The organism is Mesorhizobium sp. B2-3-15, assembly GCF_006442875.1.
Taxonomy (GTDB): Bacteria; Pseudomonadota; Alphaproteobacteria; order Rhizobiales; family Rhizobiaceae; genus Mesorhizobium; species Mesorhizobium australicum.
Genome location: NZ_VFVO01000012.1, coordinates 237294 through 250278, shown reverse-complemented (window position 1 = coordinate 250278; position 12985 = coordinate 237294). Strand labels below are relative to the sequence as shown.

Genomic DNA, 12985 nt, shown 5'->3' with positions numbered 1-12985 from the left:
CCCGCAAAGTCCCCACAAACCAGCCCCGTCAAATCTCCGGCAACCAGTCCGGGATCGACCATCGGCTTGGCCATGTTTCTCTCCTGCTCCAAATCGTCGACGATGATGCGGTCGAAGCGGGGCATGGTCTCTCGCAGCCAGGGCAGGGCCTGGTCGGTCATCACGGTGAAGCTTCCCGGCTTCAGCCAGTTGGCGTCGAGGAAGGGCGCGGGTTTGGGCACCAGGGTCACCGTCGTCACCACCATGTCGGCGCCTTCGATCGCGGCCCTTGCCGTGTCGCAGGGGATTGCTTGCAGTCCGCGCGATTGCGCCATTTGGCACAGCGCGTCGCGGTTGGCGGTGCCGCGGCCGAAGGCGCGGATTTCGCGCAAGGGGAAGAGGTCGGCGAAGGCTTCGAGGTGGCCGCGCGCTTGCACCCCGCAGCCGATGAAGGCCAGGGATGACGCATCGCCGCGCGCCATGCGCCTGGCGGCGACGGCGCTCAAGGCGGCCGTGCGTTTTTCCGTCACCCAATTGCCGTCGACCAGGGCAAGCGGCAGGCCGGTCTCGGCGTCGAGCAGCGTGATCAGCGAGTTGAGCGTCGGCAGTCCGCGCCCGGCGTTGCGCGGATTGACGACCAGCGATTTCGTCGCCAGCACCGGCGGCGTGGAGGCGACGCCCAGCGTCGCCATGATGTAGCGGTCGTCGCCCGGCAGCACGACCGCCTTCGGCGCGCACCAGACCTCGCCGCGCCGCTGGCCGACGATCTGGCGTTCGATCTCGTCGACCATGTCGGCGGTGGAGATCGCCAGGCGGTCGAGCAGCTGGGATGACAGATAGGGCAGGGTTTCGGCGGTGTTCATCTTGTCATTTTCCAAGGGGACGACCAGACTACACGATGTGCGCGGGGCCGAAAGCCTCGCGGCGCCGGCGGCGTGCCGGCATGCCTGGTAGGCGGGAACCGCGTCCAGCCGGTGCCGGTCGTCCCGGCGGGTGGAGCGGCAGTCGGTGACCTTGCTTAAGACCGCGCTCTCGGGCTGAATGGCGGGAGGAGGAGGGCATCGAGATGAGCCAAGACAGTCCACGGCCACTTGCCGAGATCGCCAGCTATCACGCGCATGTCTATTTCGACGGGCCGGCCGAGCGGCAGCATGCCGAATGGCTGCGGCAGCACATCGCGGAACGTTTCCGCGTGCGCCTGGGCAATTGGCACGACAGACAGGTCGGGCCGCATGACAAGGCCATGTACCAGGTCTCCTTCGCGACCGGGATCTTCGGCGCGCTGGTTCCATGGCTGATGCTGAACCATGGCGGGCTGAGCATCCTCGTCCACCCGAACACGAGCAATCCCAAGCGCGACCATCTGGTCGATCCCATCTGGATCGGCCGGCCGCTGGCGGTGCATGGCGACGTGCTTCCGGACGACCATGAGGCGGAAGAGGCGCTGGAACCCAACACCGAGCCGTCCCTGCCGGCGTAGACCGGCGTCGGTTCCACGCCGCGCGGGCATTGCGTGATGGCGTCCGGTGCGCTTCTATCCCTGCCGCGCCATGGGGAGTCATCATTTGTCTGGCAGAAACCAAACGTCCACCGGTCACGAAGCGAGCGAGGCCGGCTGGCTCGATCTTCATTTCGAATCGTCGCGGCCCGAATACGAGGCGGCCTTGCTCGACGCCGGCATCCGCCCGGGCTGGCGCGTGCTCGATGCCGGTTGCGGCAGCGGCGGCTTCCTGCCGCTCATCGCGAGCGCCGTCGGCTCCTCCGGCTTCATCGCCGCGCTCGACCTCGCGCCCGAAAACATCGGCCGGGTGGAGGCGCTCGCGGGCACGCTGCCCGAGCCGCCTGAAATTGCCACGCGTGTCGGCAGCATCCTGTCGCTGCCCTTCGCCGACGCATCGTTCGATTGCGTCTGGTCCGGCAATGTCATGCAGTATCTGACGCCGGCCGAGTTCGAGCTTGCCGTCGGCGAGGCCAGGCGCGTGCTGAAGCCGGGCGGCATCCTGGCGGTCAAGGATTTCGATTCGACCATCCTGCAGATCCTGCCCATGGACCGGGCCCTGCTGGCGCGCTTCATGGCCGCCAGGCTGCAGGGGTTTCGCGACCGGGGCGTGCTCGGCACCGATTGCGGTTCGACGCTTCCGGCGCGCCTGCGGCAGGCGGGCCTGGAGGTCGTCAGCCGCAAGGGCTGGCTGGTCGAGCGCTGGGCGCCGGCGCCTCGCTTCACGCGCGACTATGTTCGCGACCTGCTGGCCTATTTTGCCAGCGTCGCGCCGGGCTACGCCCTGCCTGACGCCGACCAGGCCTATTGGCGTGAGCTGAAGCAGCGGCCGGATCGCCTGCTCGACGATCCCGATTTCTGCTACCGCGAGTTCTTCGTCATGGCGGTCTGCCGGACCTAGCGCTCGGCCGCGACGACCGATGCCCCCGGCGGCTGCGCGAGGCCGGGGCATACCCGCTTCCGAGATCCAGGCCAAGCCAAGCCGCATTCGCCAGTCATCCAGTCGAATGGCCGGCTTTCGATCGAATTTCTTTGCAACCCGTTAATGCGGCCATGCGTCAATAAGCATCTGCTAATTATCCGGTGGCGTGGGGTACGCAATGACCAAGAATCTTGGCAATGGACGCTATGTGCCGCCCAAGGACACAAGCGTCTCCTTGTTCGGCAAGGTCGCGCCGGCGCTGTTTCCGCTCGTCGCGGCGGCGCTGGGCTACGTGATCGGGCGGCAATTCCTCGGCCTGTAGGCGCAATTCCAGGAATAGCGCGTAGCGCCCCCTCGGGGGAATCGCGTCCTCCGGCAAGGCCGACAGGCATCAAGCCCCGGTCTCGGCTGCCGCCTCCTCGGCGGTAGCTTCTGTTCGGCGGACGCGGTCGCTGGCCAGAAGCACGACCGGGCAGGCGGCGGCGGCCAGCACCGCGCTCGCCGTGTCGCCGAAGAACAGCTCGTCGCCTGGCCGCTGCGTGACGCCCATCACCACCATGGCGGCGCCCTTGGCTGCTTCCCTGGCGATCGCCCTGTCGGGCGTGGCGCGCGTCCTGATCGCTGTGTCGACGGCGACGCCATAACGGTCGGCGAGATCGGCGACGTCCTTGAGCACGGCCTCCTCGCGGCGGTGCGAAACCGAGCTCGGCCGGCTGCCCTTGCGCGCCTGCGAGACATAAAGGACTTTCACGCGCGCCCGGTGCGGCCGCGCCAAGGCGAGCGCGAAATCGGCCGCGCGCCGCGCCACCTCGGTGCCGTTGACGGGAACCAGGATGGTCGCGCCGGCGCGCAGCATCGGCATCTTGCCATCTGCCTTGGCGCCATTCAGCACCAGGCAGAGCGGGCCGTCGAAGCCGCTGGTGATGGCGTTCAGCGTGCCGCTGAAGGTGCCTTCGGCCAGCGCGTTGTCCAGCCCGACCAGCAGCAGGCCGTAGCCCTTGCGGGCTTCCGCGGCGATCGTCTCGGTGGTGGCTTCAAGCTCGGTGCGGGCCGTCAGGTGGACCTTGTCGACGGGCGTATCCTCGGCCTTCCTGACAGCCTTGGCGCTTCTGGCCGCACCCCTCTTGACCTGCTTGGAGGCCCGCTCGGGACCTTTGTCGCGGGCAGGGCCGGGCAGTTTGCCATCCTCGAGGTGGAGCAGCGTGGTCGGCATGCCGCTGCCGCCGCCGACGAGACCGGCGAGGTAGGCGGTGAACTTGCCGACCGGGCTGTCGTCGACGAGCAGCAGCAGCCGCTCCAGCTTGGAGACGAAGCCGCGCTCGTCGAGCAGTTCGCGGTCGACGCGCTGCTTTTCGGTGTCGCCGACCGGCAGCCGGCCGAGCGCCCAGCGCAGCATTGGCGGCATGGCCAGCGTGGTGATGACGGCCATGGTGACGATCATGGTGAACAGATTGTGGGAGAGGATGTTCATCGACAGGCCGATCGAAGCGACGATGACCTCGGTCGAGCCGCGCGCGTTCATGGCGCTGCCGACGGCGGTGGACTCCTTCAGCGACATGCCGGCCAGCCGGCCGCCGAGGAAAGCGCCCGAGAACTTGCCGATGCTGGCGATCGCCACCAGCGCCAGCGTCAGCAGCGCCAGCGTCGGATCGGCAAGCACGGTAAGGTCCGCCGACAGGCCGGCCATGCCGAAGAACACCGGCATGAACAGCGCCGTGATGACGCCGCGCAACTGGCCCTCGATGTGGTCCGACAGGATCGGCGATTCCCCGACCAGTATGCCCGCGACGAAGGCGCCGAGCACGGTGTGGACGCCGATCAGGTTGGTGATCAGCGCCATCACGCCCATGATGATGAGGATAACGGTGATGACGGCGTATTCGCTGCGGAAGGAATCGTTGCTCCAGCGGATCAGGGTGAATACCAGGCGGCGGCCGATGGTGAAGGAGAACACCATGAACAGCGCCACTTCGGCGACCGTCAGGACCAGTGGCAGCACCTGCAGGCTGCCATTGGTGGCGATGCCGAACGTGACGGCGATGATCAGCCAGCCGATCGTGTCCTCGATGATTGCCGAGGAGACGATGACCTGGCCGAGATTGCGGCGCATGAAGTTCATTTCGCGCACCACCATGGCGACGATCTTGACCGAGGAGATCGACAGCGCCGTGCCGAGGAACAGCCCGGCGACGATGCGCTCGCTCGGCTCGGGCAGAAGCGAATCCGGCAGGACCTGCGCCAGCGCGAAACCGCAGGCAAAGGGCAGGACGACGCCGGTGATCGAGATCGAAAAACAGGCCGCACCCACCCGCCGCACCAGCCGCAAATCCGTCTCCATGCCGGTGAGCAGCAGGAGCAGCAGGATGCCGAGCTGCGAGACGGCATCGATCATGCTTTTCTGCGCCGGATCGGTGGAGAAGATCAGATGCTGGGCGCCGGGCCAGAGCCAGCCGAACAGCGACGGCCCGAGCAGGATGCCGCCGATCAGCTGGCCCATGATCGCCGGCTGGCCATAGCGCTGGAAGATCTCACCCAAGCCACGCCCGACCAGAAGCAGAAGCACGATCTCGGCGACGAACAGCCCTTCGGCCGAGCCGCCCATGCCCGAGGCGTGGCCGGCCGGCTGCGCGGCCAGCGCCTGGCTTGCCGGGGCGAGGGCGACGATGGCCAGCGAAAGGGCGGCCGCGGTGCCGTGCGACCTTGTTGCCAGTGGGTGGATCATGGGTCCCTTCAAGACGCCGCCGCGGACTGACCATCACAACGCGCGGCCGGGGTTTGCGTTGCAGCCATCCATCACGAGGTATCGAACTCAGACGTGGACGTCGCCGAAGGAGAGTTCGCCGTCGTCGCCCGGTGTCAGGAAGGCGGCTGCCAGCAGGACGGCATAGAGGAGGGCAACCACGGCGACGATGACTACGCCCGGAATGGGACCGAGCGCCGCGGCGCCGACAGCTTCGCGCATCGTGCCGACAAAGCCGACCGGCACGGCTTGGTCAATCAGGCTCGGGGTCGACAGTTTGAGGATCCAGGCGAGCAGCAGGATCAGCATCATGTGCAGGTAGTTGCGGCGCAAGCGGCGCGCCAGCGCCACGCGCTGCGAGACCAGGAATTTTGGCGTGCGCAGGCTCTCGCCGAGGATCAGCAGCCAGTCGGAGGCAAAGTCGGGCTGCGGCGAGAAGATCTGCGCGAAATAATGGCGCTCGAACTGGCGCACGCGGGCGCGATAGACATCGAAGAAGCGGTAGCGGCGCGCCTCGATCCACAACAAGAGCAGCACCAGCAGCATGGCGAACAGCAGCACGCCGTGATGGGCACTGGCCGTCGACAGCGACACCGACAGCATCGCCGCGACAACGGTGATCGCCCAATTGCTGGTGCGGTCGAGGCGGTCGCGCCAGCCCGCCATGCGGGCGATCTCGGCGCGATGGAAATGGGACATCACGGTGACCAGCTCGCCAGGCGAAAGCGGCCTGCCGACGGGCGTTGCCGGCGCATCGTTCATGACTTCCTCCCCGCCGACAACGCTTATGAGGCAATGTCGTTCCGGCCAGCGGTCATTCGGGCCCGCCGGTCCAGTCGGCCAGCAGGGCAGCGAGACCAAAGGCGGCGCCGATGGCGCAGAGACAGGGCCAGCCGCCCAGGGTCCAGCCGATGCCGGCCAGCAAGGAGCCGATGGCGCCGCCGATGAAGAAGATGCCGACGAACAGGCCGTTGAGGCGGCCGCGCGCCTCGGGACGCAGCAGGTTGATGGCGCGGCGGCCGAGCGTCTGGTCGCCGGTGACGCCGATGTCGAGCAGCACGGCGCTGACGCCCATCAGCGCGAGCGGTGTCCATGACGCGCCGGACTGAAAGGAGCCGGCCCAGGCCGCGAGCACCAGCGCGCCGATCAGCACGAGATGGCAGAAGATCGTCGCCGCCCGCGTCCAGCCACGGTCGCCGGCGCGACCGAACAGCGGCGTAACCACGGCACCGCCGGCGCCGACGAGCGCGAAAAGCGCGATGCCGCGCTGCCCGAGGCCGAAAGGCGGCTGCGCCAGGCGCAGGGCCACCGCCGTCCAGAACAGACTGAACGCCGCCATCACCAACGCCGCGGTCAAGGCGCGGCGCCGCAGCACCGGCTCTTGGCGCAGCAGATGGAACAGTGAAGCAATCAGCGCGCCATAGGACGATTTCACCTCCGGCCGCCGTCTCGGCAGGGTGAAGGCGAGCACGATGGCGAGCAGCGTCAGGGCGGCGGCGCTGAGGCCATAGAAGGCGCGCCAGCCCCAGGCATCGGCGACGAGGCTGGCCAGCGGCCGCGCGAGCAGGATGCCGATCATCAGTCCGCTCATCACATCGCCGATGACGCGGCCGGCCTCGCCCGGCGGCGCCATCGAGGCGGCGATTGGCACCAGTATCTGGATCGCCGAACAGGCGGCGCCGAGCACGAACAGGACGATCAGCAGCGAGGCGATGGTGGGCGCCAGCGCGGCGATGCCGGCCGCAAGAGCCGCCGCGCCCAGCATGCGCAGGATCAGGGTGCGGTTTTCGCCGAGATCGGCCATCGGCACCAAGAAGAACAGGCCGGCGGCATAGCCGAGCAGCGTCGCCATGGCGACCAGACCGACGCTCGCTGTGCCGGCGCCGAGCGACGGGCCGATCAGGCCGACCAGTATCTGCGGCGCGAACAGATTGGTGACGATAATGCCGGTAGAGGCTGCAAAAAGCAGCGTCTGCGGGCCGGTGATGGTTCGAGCCGGCAGCCGTCCGGCCGATTGACCATCATTGGTATCGAGCATGAAATCCTCAATGAAGTTGCATATCTCGTGAGGACTTTATGCCGAAGTTTTATCATGCTACAATTCAATCAAATCGATAATGATTATGCGAGATGCGCATGAATATCCATGATCTCGAAGCTTTCGTCGCCGTGGTGGAAACTGGCTCGATCGTCGGCGCCTCGGCCAGGCTCAATCTCACCCAGCCGGGCGTCACGCGCCGCATCCAGAACCTCGAGGTTGGGCTGGCGACAGCATTGCTCGACCGCCAGTCGAAGCCGCTGAAGCCGACCGCCTCGGGACGGGAAGCTTATGAGCATGGCCGGCGCGTGCTGCGTTCGCTGGAGGACCTGAAGGCAGGCGTGTCGCCGCAAGGCGAGGTCAGGGGCGAATTCCGCCTGGGCATCATGCCCTATCTCTCGGATGCGGCGCTGGCACTGCCGCTCGATGGCCTGCGCGCCGCCTTCCCGCAATTGACGCTGCGCATCACCTCGGGCTGGTCGCCAAGGCTGGTCGAGCAGGTGGCGCGCAGCGAGGTCGACGCGGTGGCGGTGTGCCTCGCCGAAGGCCTGGCGCCGCCGGACGAACTGGTCTGCGACGATCTCGGCGTACAATCGGTGCTGCTGGTCGCGTCTCCCGGCCTTGGCGTGCCGAAGCAGGCGAAGCTTGCCGATCTATCGCGCTTTGCCTGGGTGATGAACGAAAACGGCTGCGGTTTTCGCGCCTTCATCCGTCAGAGCTTCGAGGCCGCGAGGCTGCCGTTCCAGGTCGGCGTCGAAGCGCTCAGCGTCGATCTCAGAATGTCGCTGGTGGCGCGCGGCCATGGCATCGGCATCGTCACGCCGGGCGCCTTCGCCGACAGTCGCTGGCGCGATGCCGTCGAGGTGATCGACTGCCCCGACTTCAAGCCGCAAGTGCGCGTCTGGCTGCTGCACCGCCCGCCTGCCGGGCGGCTGGGGCGCCCGATCGCGCTGTTCCGCGATGCGCTGATCAACGGGCTCAAGCTGCCGATGCCGCTGGTGTCATAGGCGTCAGGGACGCCGAACGCCGCCCGAATTTATCGAATCCGATCAAGCTGCTGCACGGGATGGCTCAGGTGCGGATTCCAGGTTTCGAACGGTTCTGGCTCTTGAGAATCCCCGAACCTTCAGCAACATGGCCGCCATGGCCGAGGCACGACAATGAGCAAGCCGATTTCCGCCGCACCGCGCAAATCACCGCCACGCAAGGCGCCGATGGCGCTGACCGAGGCGCTGGTGGCGCGCACCTTGCGCGCGGTTGAGGATGCCGGGCCGGTGCCGGGCATGATCCCGATGACCGATGACGACTATGCGCGGTTTCGCGACGAGATCCTGGCCTCGGCACCAACCGGACCGCTGAAACTGTTCGCCTATGGCTCATTGTTGTGGAAGCCGGCGGGCGAGGTGAGGGGCGGCGAGCGGGCGGTGGCGCGGGGCTGGCACCGGTCGTTCTGCTTCACGGTGCAGCGCTTTCGCGGCACGCTCGAGCAGCCCGGCCTGATGATGGCGCTCGACCGTGGCGGCCAGTGCCAGGGCATGGTGTTCGAGATCGCCGAACCGGTTGCCGCCAATCTGGAAGCGCTGCTGCGCCGCGAAATGACCATCCTGCCCGCCGTCAACGTGCCGCGCTGGCTGCGGGTCAGCACCGAAAGCGGGCCTTGCCTGGCGCTCGGCTTCGTCGTCGATCCCGCCAACCCGCGCTATGCCGGCAAACTGGACAAGCCCGCGGTCGCCGCGACGCTGGCCAACGCCGTCGGCCATTGGGGCTCGGGCGCGCAATATCTGTTCGAGACCATCCGCCATCTCGACGCCTGCGGCATACGCGACCGCAATCTGTGGCAATTGCAGGAACTGGTGGCGCGCGAGATCGGTCGCAGCCACGTCGCCGTCTAGCACCACCGTATTCAGGACGCTGCAATCTTTCGCTTGACGAACATATATCCGTGTGGTTATACGTTAACCAATAGCCAACGGGTTATCGATTAGAGATGCCAGACGCTCATGACACGCTCTTCAGGACGCTCGCCGACCCGACACGGCGGGCGATCTTCGAGCGGCTGTGCCGCCAGGGAGAGCAGACGGTCGGGGCGCTGACCAGCCAGTCCGGCGTCTCGCAGCCGGCGGTGTCGAAGCATCTCGGCGTGCTGAAGCAGGCCGGGCTGGTGCGCGACCGCCATCAAGGCCGCCAGACGCATTACAGCGCCCAGCTTGCCGCGCTGGCGCCGCTGATGGACTGGACACGCCATATGGCGGGGTTCTGGGAAAGCCGGTTCGACGACCTCGAGGATTTGCTCAAAAGGATGGACCAGTGAACGATAGTGCACAGCAAACCCGCACTGTCGTCGTCGAGCGGGAGATCTCCCATCCGCCCGAAAAACTCTGGCGCGCGCTGACGCAACCGCATCTCATCGAGGAGTGGCTGATGAAGAACGATTTCAAACCCGCCGTCGGCCATCGCTTCAACATCAGCGCCGACTGGGGCGGCGTGCTGGACTGCGAGGTGCTTGCCGTGGAGCCGCACAAGAGGTTGTCCTACAGCTGGAACCTCGCGCATCAGGACCCAGCGTTCGGTCTCAGGAGCGTGGTGACTTTCACGCTCACCCCGACGCCAACGGGAACCCATTTGCGCATGGAGCAGGCCGGTTTCCGGCCCGACCAGAAGCGGGCCTATGGCGGCGCCAAGGTGGGTTGGCCGCAATTCCTGGAAAAGCTGGAAGAGCTTCTGGCGCGGACGGACTGAGGCCTCGAACTGAAAGCCACACAGAAATATCAGAGGGCGGGTTCTCCGCCGGCAAAACCATGGAGAAAAAGCGATGAAGATCAAACTGACCAGCATCTATGTCGACGATCAGGAAAAGGCGCTTGCCTTCTACACCGGCGTGCTGGGCTTCACCAAAAAAGCCGATTTCAGCAATGGGCCGTTCCGTTGGCTGACGGTCGTCTCGGCCGAAGAGCCCGACGGCACCGAATTGCAGCTGGCGCTGAACGACAACCCGGCGGCAAAGGCCTACCAGCAGGCGATCTTCAAGCAGGGCCAGCCGGCGCTGATGCTCTTCACCGACGACATCAAGGGCGACCATGAGCGCATCAAGGCGAAGGGCGGTGCCTTTGCCATGGCGCCTACCGACGTGACCGGCTCGACCATCGCCAAGTTGGAGGATGGCTGCGGCAATCTCATCCAGATCACCGAACTGGCGCGCTGGTAGGGCGCCGGGTTTCAACGCATAGCACAAGAGGAGGCAGAATTGGACTGGAGCAAATGGATGCGGCAAGCGCATCGCTGGCTGTCGATCATTTTCACGATCACCGTCATCGCCAACTTCGTCACCATGGCGTTTGGGCAGCCGCCCGCCTGGGTGGTCTATTCGCCACTGCCGCCGCTCTTCCTTATGCTGTTCAGCGGCCTCTATATGTTCGTGCTGCCCTATGTCGCGAAAGGACGCAGCGCACAGCGGGCCAATGGATAGGAGGAAAGCGCATGGCCAAGGCGACCCCGGCCAAGGCTGAGCCGAAGCTGCTTTCCGGCGGCAACCCGCAGATCGCCAAGGGTTATGGCGACGCTCCGGTGCAGGCCTATATCGCGGCAATGCCGGGCTGGAAGCGCGAGATGGGCGGGCGGCTCGACGCGCTCATCGAGCGCGCCGTGCCCGGCGTAAACAAGGCGGTGAAATGGAACTCGCCTTTCTACGGCGTCGAGGGCGAGGGCTGGTTCCTCAGCTTCCATTGCTTCACCAGATACATCAAGGTGGCCTTCTTTCGCGGCATGTCGCTGGATCCGGTGCCGCCGGGCGAATCCAAAAGTCGGGACACGCGCTACCTCGACATTCATGAGGACGACGCGTTCGACGAAGCGCAGTTCAGCGCTTGGGTGAACCAGGCGAGCCTCTTGCCTGGCGAGCGCATGTAAGCGCTCTATTTTCAATTCGAAGGAGAACCACAATGACGACCACCCAGGACAGCAGATCTCCCTCCGAGCTGATCGACGGCAGGATCAAGGAATTGGGCGACTGGCGCGGCGAGATGCTGGGGCGGCTGCGCGCGCTGATCCATCAAGCCGATCCCGACGTGGTCGAGACGTGGAAATGGCGCGGCGTGCCGGTGTGGGAGGATGCCGGCATGATCTGCACCGGCGAGACCTACAAGGCCGTCGTCAAGCTGACCTTCGCCAAGGGTGCCGCGCTGCCCGATCCCTCGCGCCTGTTCAATTCCAGCCTCGAAGGCAACACACGGCGCGCCATCGATTTCCAGAAAGGCGAGGAGGTCGACGAGGAGGCCTTCAAGGCGCTGGTACGCGCGGCGGTGGCTTTGAACAAATCCAAGTCCCGAAAGTAATCGTTCATTGCGCATAGAGGTCACGGTCGGCGCTGCCCCTCACTGTCCTGCCGGACATCTCTCCCCGTAAACGGGGCGAGAGGGCTACCGCGAGGCCGACGCTCTTTCCGCAACGCCGGCGATTGGCGAAATCGGCGAGAACGGCGTCCCTCGCCCCGTTTACGGGGATGATGCCGGCAGGCAGGCGAGGGGCAGCGCCGACGGCAGATGATTGCCAACGGCTTCAACACGGCGGCCCGCGGACGCTGCCAGCTTCACCGCAAGACAGCCGCGTTTACGATCTGGAAGCTTGATGGTGCTAGACATCGCGGGATGATGGCTGGCCAGCCGGGCCGGCCGGTTTGGATTCGCCGCCATGAACAGCAGCCCGATGCGCATGCCGTGGGTGGACACGGCCAAAGGTCTCTCGATCATCCTCGTGGTCATGATGTACTCGGCCTACAACACCGGCGAGTATACGGGCGGCGTCGGCTTTCTCCACTATGTCATCGGCTTCGCGACGCCGTTCCGGATGCCCGAATTCTTCCTGATCTCGGGGCTGTTCCTGTCGCAGGTGATCGACCGGCCGTGGCTGCGCTATATCGACCGGCGCGTCGTCCATTACCTCTATTTCTACGTGCTGTGGGCGATCATCTCGATCGGGCTGAAGATCGGCATCTTCAGCCGGGATCCCGCCGGCATGCTGCACGACCTGGCAATGGCCGTCGTCCAGCCCTATGGCGTCCTGTGGTTCATCTACATGCTGGCGGTGTTCGGTCTTGCCGCGAAACTGCTGCGGCAGCTTGCCGTGCCCGCCTGGATCGTCATCCCGATCGCCGCCGGCCTGCAGATGTGGGCGCCGCATCCCGACAGCTACGCGGTCGAACAATTCGCCGCCTATTTCGTCTTTTTCTACGTTGGCTTCGTCATGGCGCCGCTGGTGTTCCGGCTCGTCGAATGGACGCAAGCCCGCCCGGCGCTGACCGTCTCCGGGCTCGTCCTGTGGGCTGTCGTCAATGGCCTGCTGGTCTATTCGCCGGGTTATGCCATGCAGCCGGTCGGCATGCAGATGGGCTTGGCGGCATGGCCGCCGCTGCATCTCGTCCTGGCCGTCGCCGGTGCCGTGGCGCTTTGCGTGCTTGGCGGTTTCCTGTCGAAATTTCCCGCCATGGAATGGCTGCGCTGGCTGGGCGAACATTCCCTGGTCGTCTATGTCGCCTTCACCATTCCGATGTCGCTGTTCCGCGGCGCCGCACTGGCAAGCGGCCTGCTGACCGACACGGGCTTGCTCAGCCTGGCGGTGCTGCTGGTCTCGATCATCAGTCCCATCGTGCTCTACTTCATCGTGCAGCGCATCGGCTTCGGCATGTTCCTGTTCGAGCGGCCGGCCTGGGCGCATATTGACGGCAGCGCCGCGAAAGCAGCGCCGAAAAAGCCGCTGACCGCCGCCGCCCAGTCAAGCCGGACATAACCGGCCGCCCCACGGCGTTGCCGCCGG

16 protein-coding genes are annotated in these 12985 nt (G+C 66.0%); 12 read left to right on the top strand and 4 right to left on the bottom strand.

The genetic code is table 11. The features are described from left to right. Positions 1-842 (bottom strand): ornithine cyclodeaminase family protein (locus tag FJ954_RS24055; protein WP_140663600.1); only part of this gene is annotated, 842 nt, incomplete at its 3' end. 203 nt (positions 843-1045) lie between these two features. Between FJ954_RS24055 and FJ954_RS24050 the strand changes: the two genes are divergently transcribed. The 3 genes from FJ954_RS24050 (at position 1046) to FJ954_RS31690 (ending at position 2721) form a co-directional block, all read left to right on the top strand. Further along, entirely contained in the window at positions 1046-1459 is a 414-nt protein-coding gene (locus tag FJ954_RS24050) for a DOPA 4,5-dioxygenase family protein (protein ID WP_140663598.1), read from the top strand. 85 nt (positions 1460-1544) lie between these two features. Beyond that, the gene (locus FJ954_RS24045; protein WP_246681134.1) at positions 1545-2378 is read left to right on the top strand and encodes a methyltransferase domain-containing protein; all 834 of its coding nucleotides are present in this window, start codon (positions 1545-1547) and stop codon (positions 2376-2378) included. 199 nt (positions 2379-2577) lie between these two features. After that, positions 2578-2721, top strand: a complete 144-nt coding sequence (locus FJ954_RS31690) for a hypothetical protein (RefSeq protein WP_181177909.1) — start codon at positions 2578-2580, stop codon at positions 2719-2721. A gap of 69 nt (positions 2722-2790) precedes the next feature. Here FJ954_RS31690 and FJ954_RS24040 read toward each other — a convergent pair whose 3' ends face one another. The 3 genes from FJ954_RS24040 to FJ954_RS24030 all read right to left on the bottom strand — a co-directional run bounded on the left by FJ954_RS24040 (position 2791) and on the right by FJ954_RS24030 (position 7177). Continuing rightward, on the bottom strand, positions 2791-5121 hold the full coding sequence (locus FJ954_RS24040) for a cation:proton antiporter (RefSeq protein ID WP_246681133.1): 2331 nt from the start codon (positions 5119-5121) through the stop codon (positions 2791-2793). Between the two features lie 87 nt (positions 5122-5208). After that, positions 5209-5901: a DUF2270 domain-containing protein gene (locus FJ954_RS24035; protein ID WP_140663596.1), complete on the bottom strand. Its 693-nt coding sequence runs from the start codon at positions 5899-5901 to the stop codon at positions 5209-5211. 52 nt (positions 5902-5953) lie between these two features. After that, entirely contained in the window at positions 5954-7177 is a 1224-nt protein-coding gene (locus tag FJ954_RS24030) for an MFS transporter (protein WP_140663594.1), read from the bottom strand. 98 nt (positions 7178-7275) lie between these two features. Here FJ954_RS24030 and FJ954_RS24025 point away from each other — a divergent pair, with 98 nt between their 5' ends. From FJ954_RS24025 to FJ954_RS23980, 9 genes are all read left to right on the top strand, one after another. Then, positions 7276-8184: a LysR family transcriptional regulator gene (locus FJ954_RS24025; RefSeq protein WP_140663593.1), complete on the top strand. Its 909-nt coding sequence runs from the start codon at positions 7276-7278 to the stop codon at positions 8182-8184. A gap of 153 nt (positions 8185-8337) precedes the next feature. Next, positions 8338-9069, top strand: coding sequence for a gamma-glutamylcyclotransferase (locus tag FJ954_RS24020; protein ID WP_140663591.1), 732 nt, complete (start codon positions 8338-8340; stop codon positions 9067-9069). Between the two features lie 95 nt (positions 9070-9164). Next, positions 9165-9488, top strand: coding sequence for a metalloregulator ArsR/SmtB family transcription factor (locus FJ954_RS24015; RefSeq protein WP_140617871.1), 324 nt, complete (start codon positions 9165-9167; stop codon positions 9486-9488). Further along, entirely contained in the window at positions 9485-9916 is a 432-nt protein-coding gene (locus FJ954_RS24010; protein ID WP_140663589.1) for an SRPBCC domain-containing protein, read from the top strand. The genes FJ954_RS24015 and FJ954_RS24010 overlap by 4 nt, the downstream gene beginning before the upstream one ends. Before the next feature lie 73 nt (positions 9917-9989). Further along, positions 9990-10382 carry a VOC family protein gene (locus FJ954_RS24005; protein ID WP_140663587.1) on the top strand — a complete coding sequence of 131 codons (393 nt, stop codon included), beginning with the start codon at positions 9990-9992 and terminating at the stop codon, positions 10380-10382. A gap of 39 nt (positions 10383-10421) precedes the next feature. Continuing rightward, positions 10422-10643: a hypothetical protein gene (locus tag FJ954_RS24000; protein ID WP_140663585.1), complete on the top strand. Its 222-nt coding sequence runs from the start codon at positions 10422-10424 to the stop codon at positions 10641-10643. Positions 10644-10654: 11 nt separating this feature from the next. Further along, on the top strand, positions 10655-11083 hold the full coding sequence (locus FJ954_RS23995) for a DUF1801 domain-containing protein (protein ID WP_140663583.1): 429 nt from the start codon (positions 10655-10657) through the stop codon (positions 11081-11083). A 32-nt stretch (positions 11084-11115) separates the two neighbouring features. Then, positions 11116-11508: a DUF1801 domain-containing protein gene (locus FJ954_RS23990; RefSeq protein WP_140663581.1), complete on the top strand. Its 393-nt coding sequence runs from the start codon at positions 11116-11118 to the stop codon at positions 11506-11508. A gap of 355 nt (positions 11509-11863) precedes the next feature. Beyond that, positions 11864-12958, top strand: a complete 1095-nt coding sequence (locus tag FJ954_RS23980) for an acyltransferase family protein (protein WP_140663579.1) — start codon at positions 11864-11866, stop codon at positions 12956-12958. Positions 12959-12985: the final 27 nt, after the last annotated feature.

What these genes read in the sequence shown, in the direction of transcription:
- FJ954_RS24050 (WP_140663598.1), top strand. Translation starts at nt 1,046, where the DNA reads ATGAGCCAAGACAGTCCACGGCCACTTGCCGAGATCGCCAGCTATCAC.
- FJ954_RS31690 (WP_181177909.1), top strand. Translation starts at nt 2,578, where the DNA reads ATGACCAAGAATCTTGGCAATGGACGCTATGTGCCGCCCAAGGACACA.
- FJ954_RS24040 (WP_246681133.1), bottom strand. Translation starts at nt 5,121, where the DNA reads ATGATCCACCCACTGGCAACAAGGTCGCACGGCACCGCGGCCGCCCTT.
- FJ954_RS24035 (WP_140663596.1), bottom strand. Translation starts at nt 5,901, where the DNA reads ATGAACGATGCGCCGGCAACGCCCGTCGGCAGGCCGCTTTCGCCTGGC.
- FJ954_RS24030 (WP_140663594.1), bottom strand. Translation starts at nt 7,177, where the DNA reads ATGCTCGATACCAATGATGGTCAATCGGCCGGACGGCTGCCGGCTCGA.
- FJ954_RS24025 (WP_140663593.1), top strand. Translation starts at nt 7,276, where the DNA reads ATGAATATCCATGATCTCGAAGCTTTCGTCGCCGTGGTGGAAACTGGC.
- FJ954_RS24020 (WP_140663591.1), top strand. Translation starts at nt 8,338, where the DNA reads ATGAGCAAGCCGATTTCCGCCGCACCGCGCAAATCACCGCCACGCAAG.
- FJ954_RS24015 (WP_140617871.1), top strand. Translation starts at nt 9,165, where the DNA reads ATGCCAGACGCTCATGACACGCTCTTCAGGACGCTCGCCGACCCGACA.
- FJ954_RS24005 (WP_140663587.1), top strand. Translation starts at nt 9,990, where the DNA reads ATGAAGATCAAACTGACCAGCATCTATGTCGACGATCAGGAAAAGGCG.
- FJ954_RS23995 (WP_140663583.1), top strand. Translation starts at nt 10,655, where the DNA reads ATGGCCAAGGCGACCCCGGCCAAGGCTGAGCCGAAGCTGCTTTCCGGC.
- FJ954_RS23990 (WP_140663581.1), top strand. Translation starts at nt 11,116, where the DNA reads ATGACGACCACCCAGGACAGCAGATCTCCCTCCGAGCTGATCGACGGC.
- FJ954_RS23980 (WP_140663579.1), top strand. Translation starts at nt 11,864, where the DNA reads ATGAACAGCAGCCCGATGCGCATGCCGTGGGTGGACACGGCCAAAGGT.